At 64.9% G+C, this 6,110-nt stretch carries 1 protein-coding gene; it reads right to left on the bottom strand.

All coding sequences use genetic code 11. The features are described 5' to 3' along the window. The coding region (locus I6F37_RS38180) for a non-ribosomal peptide synthetase (RefSeq protein WP_225154111.1) at positions 1-6,110 on the bottom strand (6,110 nt) is incomplete at both ends.

Here is a 6,110-nt window from a genome sequence, read left to right as displayed (position 1 = left end):
CGTTGCGGCCCAGGAACTCAAGATTGCCGTCCGGCAGATAACGTGCAAGGTCGCCGGTCCGGTACAGCCGATCGCCCTCGACAAAGGGACTGGCGATGAACCGCTCCGCGGTCAGCTCAGGGCGGTTCAGGTAGCCCCGTGCCACCCCCGCCCCGCCAATGTAAAGCTCACCCACCGCGCCGAACGGCACGGGCGCGCCATGGCCATCCAGCAAGTACACACGCGTGTTGGCGATTGGGCGCCCGATCGGGACCAATGACCCATTAAAATCAGCCGGGCAAGTCCAGATCGTCGCACAGACTGTTGCCTCGGTCGGGCCGTAAGCATTGACAATTGATGTTGGGGCCAGACTTCGGATGAGTTCTGGCTTCGGCAGCTCTCCAGCAAGAACGAGAGCTTGCACAGCCAAACATTTCGGATCCTTGTTTGTCTGAAGCAACGCTGGGGGTAATGTCGCGTGGGTGATGGCTTCGCTTTGCAGATAATCCGATAGCTTGTTACTCGCTTGACGGATCTCTTCCGCAGGCAAGTGCAAAGCGGCTCCGGAGCCAAACGCCATAACAAGCTCCCAAGCGCTTGCATCAAAAGCAATGGAGGCGAACTGCACGACGCGGCTGTTGGAAGAAGCGCCAAAGAGGCCGACCTGAGCCGACAGCAGATTGACCAACCCTTGATGCTGGACCATGACCCCCTTTGGGGTTCCGGTTGAGCCTGAGGTGTAGATCACATAAGCGAGATGGCCCGATGTGAGGCCAAGCGTGCGCCGGTCAGGGTTTGAAGCCGCCCGTTCGGCCCAGGCGGGCGTGGCCGTCTCCACATCGATGACCGTCACATCGGTCAGCACCTCGAGACCGAGTGCTGCGCGACCGACGACGTCGCAAAGCAGCAGCCGCGGCGCGGCATCGTCGACAACCTGATGCAGCCGCTCGCTGGGATATGCTGGGTCCAGCGGCAGATAGGCACCGCCAGCCTTGAGGATCGCCAAGACACCAACCACCATCGCCGGACTGCGTTCGAGGCAGATCGCAACCGGCTGGTCCGGCTTGACCCCGAGGGCGATCAGGTGATGCGCCAGCCGGTTGGCCCGCGCGTTGAGCTCGCCATAGCTCAGCCGCTCGTTTTCGCAGACCAGCGCCACCGCCTCCGGCGCCTTTTGCACCTGCGCCTCGAACAGCTCATGGACGCACAGGTCCGATGGATAGGCCTCCGCCGTCCGGTTCAGATCCTCCAGCAGATAGGTGCGCTCTTCAGCTGGCAAGATGTCCAACTCGCGTACCGGCGTATCCGGGGCATGCTCCAGCGCCTTTGCCAGCTCCTCGAGCACCCGCTGCATGTAGCCGCAGATCCGATCCGCAGAGATAGGCTCCGCCACCTGCACAGTGAGGCCCAGCGCCTCGCCAAAATCCTCCACCGACAGGGTCAGCGGATAATTGGTGCGTTCCTCCCCACCCAGCCATTCCATGCCCGACAAGACATCATCCATCCCGGAGCCGGGCACAGCCGGCGCCGTGTTGTGACGGTAGTTCAACAACGTGCTGAACAGCGGCGCCGACGCCGCAACAGCGCTGCAGCGCTGTACCAGCGCCAGCGAGGCCTGCTCGTGCGCCAAGAGCTCGGCCAGCCGGGCGTGCGTGGTTCGCACGCTCGCCTCGACCGCTGTCCCATCAAGATCAAGCCGCAGCGGCAGGGTGTTGATGAACAGCCCCATCGTGCGGTCGGCGCCAGCGCTGCCCTGCAGGCGGCCTAACAGCACCGTGCCGAACACCACCTGCTCGCGGCCGCTGCTGCGCGCCACCACCTGTCCCCACGCCAGATGGCACAGGCTCGCCAGACTCACGCCCAGCCGCCGTGCCTGTTCGCGCAGCCTCGCTTGGAGCGCTGACGGCAGCATCCGCTGCGCCTCTCGAACCCCGCTGCCGTCGCCGCGCACCTCGCGCAAGCCGAACGGCGTGCTCGGCTCGTCGATGTCGGCCAGCAGCTCCCGAAAGAACGCTTCATCGGCCTTGGCATCACGGCGTAGATGCGCCTGCGCCACCAGATTGCGGAATGGCTGCGGCGCCGTCAGCTCATGCTGGCGCCCCTCCAGCTCGGCCCGGACCTCAGCATGCATCACGTCCCGCGTCGTGTGATCCCCGATCAGATGATGCTGCAGCTCCAGCAGCAGCCAGCGCGCGCTGCCGGGCTCGCGCGCAATCATAAATCGCAGCAGTGGTGCTCGGCCAAGCTCGATGCGGTGCTGGCGCGGATCAAACCGCTCCTTAAGCTGCGCGGCGCCAGCACCATGAGCGCCATCCAGCTCGACCTCGATCACCTCCAGTCGCGCCTCCCGCCACACCACCTGGGCCGGGCGCGACAGGCCCTCCCAGACGAACGAGGTGCGCAGAATGTCGTGCCGATTCACCACCCGCTGGACCGCGGCAAGATAGCGATCGAGCAGCCCACGCTCGTCAAACGCCATCTGCGATACCAGCAGGTACGGATCGCCCTTTGCCGCCAACAGATGATGGAACAGGATGCCGTCCTGCAGCGGCGACAGGCCGTAAATGTCCTGGATGTTGCAAATCCCGCCGGGCACTGTGGCGATGATCCGGTCGATCTCGCCCTGGGCCAGCTCAATCAGCGGCAACATCTGCGGCGTGATCGCCGCACTTCGCTCGGTGATCAGGTTGGCCGGGACCGCCACCTCGTGATGGCGGCCCAGGCTTGCAGCCAGATCAGCCAGCACCGGCTTGACGAACAAGGTGCGCACCTCGATGCGCAGTGACCGCCGCCTTAGACGCTCGATCATCTGCACCGCCAAGAGCGAGTGCCCTCCCAGTTCGAAGAAGTTGTCGTGCCGTCCGACCCGCTCCAGCCCCAGCAGCTCGGCCCAGATCTGCGCCAGCACCGTCTCCGTCTCGCCCTGTGGCGGCGCGTAGGTCCGGCGCGCATACGCCTCGTCGCCCGGGGCCGGCAGCGCGTTTCGATTGAGCTTACCGTTCAGCGTCAGCGGAAGCGCCGCCAGCCGCACGAACGCACTCGGCACCATGTAGTCCGGCAGCCCCGCACTCACATGCGCCCGCAAACCGCCGGCAAGATCAGATTCCTCAGCTTCGGCGGCAACGACATACGCAACGAGGCGCTGCTCGCCGCGACCATCCTCGCGCGCCACCACCACCGCCTCGCGCACGCAGGGGTGGCCGCAAAGCCGCGCGACGATCTCGCCCGGTTCGATCCGGAAGCCGCGGATCTTCACCTGCTCGTCGTTGCGGCCTAAAAACTCCAGATTGCCATCCGGCAGGTAGCGTGCCAGGTCGCCGGTCCGGTACAGCCGGTCGCCCTCGACAAAGGGACTGGGGATGAACCGCTCCGCTGTCAGCTCAGGGCGGTTGAGGTAGCCCCGCGCCACCCCCGCCCCGCCAATGCAGAGCTCGCCCACCGCACCGAACGGCACCAGCCCGCCATGACCATCCAGCAAGTAGACCCGCGTGTTGGCAATAGGACGGCCAATCGGGACGATGGCCTCATCAAACTCAGCCGGGCAGCTCCAGGATGTAACGTCGATCGCGGCCTCAGTCGGACCGTAGAGATTGTGCAGGGCCGTCCAGGGCAATACGCGCCGAACCCTATACACACTGGCGGCAGGGAGCGCCTCGCCGCTGCATAAAACCCGCCGCAGCGATGTGCAGCGGTCAACACTCTTCGCATCCAAAAAGCTGACCAGCATGGATGGCACGAAGTGAACCGTCGTGATGTGCTGGCTGACGATCAAGTCGACCAATGCATCGGGATCTCTGTGCGCACCGGGTGGGGCCAGTACCAGCGTTGCCCCTTCAAGCAAAGTCCAAAAGAACTCCCAGGCCGAGACATCGAAGCTTAATGGCGTCTTCTGCAACACGACGTCTGTTGGCTTCAGACCATAGGCGTTCTGCATCCAGATCAGGCGATTAACGATAGCCCGATGCTCATTCTGTGCCCCTTTGGGCGTGCCCGTGGATCCCGAAGTGTAGATCACATAGGCGAGGTTGCGGGAGGTCAGGCCGAGCGCGCGCCGGTCAGGATCCGCTTCCGGCAGGCTGGCCCAGGCCGGCGCCGCAGCATCGAGCTCCACCACGCTCACAATGGCCGGCACATCCGCGCCGAAGGCGGCACGGCCAGCCACATCGGCCAGCAGCAGCGGCGGGGCCGCATCGTCGAGCACCTGATGCAGCCGCGCCGACGGATAGGCGGGGTCCAGCGGCATATACGCTCCGCCGGCCTTCAGGATCGCCAAAAGCCCCACCACCATCATCGGACTGCGCTCGACGCAGATCGCAACCGGCTGGTCCGGCCTGACCCCGAGGGCGATCAGGTGATGCGCCAGGCGGTTGGCCCGCGCATTGAGCTCGCCGTAGATCAGCCGCTCATCTTTGCAGACCACCGCCACCGCATCCGGCGCCTTGTGCACCTGCGCCTCGAACAGCTCGTGGATGCACCGCTCCGCAGGATACGGCGCCGCCGTCCGGTTCAGCTCCTCCAGCAGATACGTGCGCTCGGCAGTCGAGAGCAGCTCAATCCGGTGGACCTCTTGCTGCGCATCGGCAACCATCGCCCGCAGCTGCGCCAGCAGATAACCACGCTGCCGCTCGATCGTCGCCTGATCAAACAGCGCCGTGGCATAAGCCAGTGTTCCGGCGATCTCCTCGCCCTGCTCACCAAGGCTCAGCTCCAGATCGAACTCGACCTGATCAATCTCCTCCCCGGCAGCTTCGACACTCAGCCCCGGCAGGTCCAATGACCCAACCGCATTGTTCTCCCAGGCCAGCATCACCTGGAACAATGGCGTGTGATCAAGAGCCCGGGGCGGCTGCACGATCTGCACCACCTGCTCGAACGGCAGGTCCTGATGCTCCTGCGCAGCCAGCACCGTGCGCCGCGTCCGCTCCAGAAGCTCCGACACGCGCGGCTTGCCCGACAGGTCCAGCCGAAGCGCCAGGGTGTTGACGAAGAACCCGATCAGCTCTTCGATCTCGCGGTGCCCCCGATTGGCGCTCGGCACGCCAATCACAAGATCGTTCTGCCCGGACAGACGCGACAGCACCGCCGCCCAGGCCGCCAGCACCATCATGAACAACGTCGTGCCATGCTGTAGGCTCAGCCGCTTCAACTCCCGCGTCAAATCCGCATCGACGGTGATCGGGACCGTGGCCGCGGCAAACGACTGCTGGGCAGACCGCGCATGGTCCGTCGGCAAGACAAGACGGGCTGTGCCTGCCAGGGCGCTGCGCCAATACTGCGCCTGCTTCTGCAACCGTTCCCCCGACAGCCATTGACGTTGCCAGGCGGCGTAATCCGGATACTGGATCGCAAGCGGCGGCAGAGGGTCGTCCTGCCCAGCCTCGAATGCCCGGTAGAGCTGGCTAAGTTCACGCAGCAGCACGCCCATCGACCAACCGTCCGAGACGATGTGATGCTGGGTCAGTAGGAAGACGTGTTCCTCGTCGGCGATGCGGATCAGCCGCCCGCGGATCAGCGGACCGCGCGCAAGATCGAATGGCGTGCGCCCCTCTTCATGGCACAGATCCAAAAATGCCGCTTCCGCATCCGATCTCTCCCGCAGATCATGCTCAACTATCGGCAGACCCGCGTCCGGCGGCAGAACCTCAACCCCGGGCTTGCCTTGGGTCGCGACAAACACACTGCGCAGCGCCTCATGACGCGCAAACAGACGGTCAAGGCTGCGCTGCCAGGCGCTGCGGTCGAGCATCCCGCGCAATCGCAAGGCCAGCGGAATGTGATAGTTCGTGCTGCCTTCGTTCAGCTGAGCCAAAAACCATAGCCGCTGCTGCGCAAACGACAGCACAAGCGGCTCATGACGCGACACGGCTGCAATCGACGACAGCTCGTGCGGACCGGAGCGGCTCAACAGCTCGACGATGCTTGCCGCCAGGTCACTCAGCACTGGCCTTGCGAACAGCGTCGACAGTGGCAGTTCGACCCCGACAGCCTGTGACAGCCGGCTCGACATCTGCACGGCCAAGAGCGAGTGGCCGCCCAGTTCGAAGAAGTGGTCGTTGCGCCCGATGCGCTCGACACCAAGGAGCTCGGCCCAGATCTGCGCCAGCGCCGTCTCGACCGCACCTTGCGGCGAC

This window comes from Bradyrhizobium sp. NBAIM08, from assembly GCF_020193935.1.
Classification (GTDB): domain Bacteria; phylum Pseudomonadota; class Alphaproteobacteria; order Rhizobiales; family Xanthobacteraceae; genus Bradyrhizobium; species Bradyrhizobium yuanmingense.
Note: the sequence above shows the minus strand (reverse complement) of the source record. Positions and strands in the feature narration are given on the sequence as shown.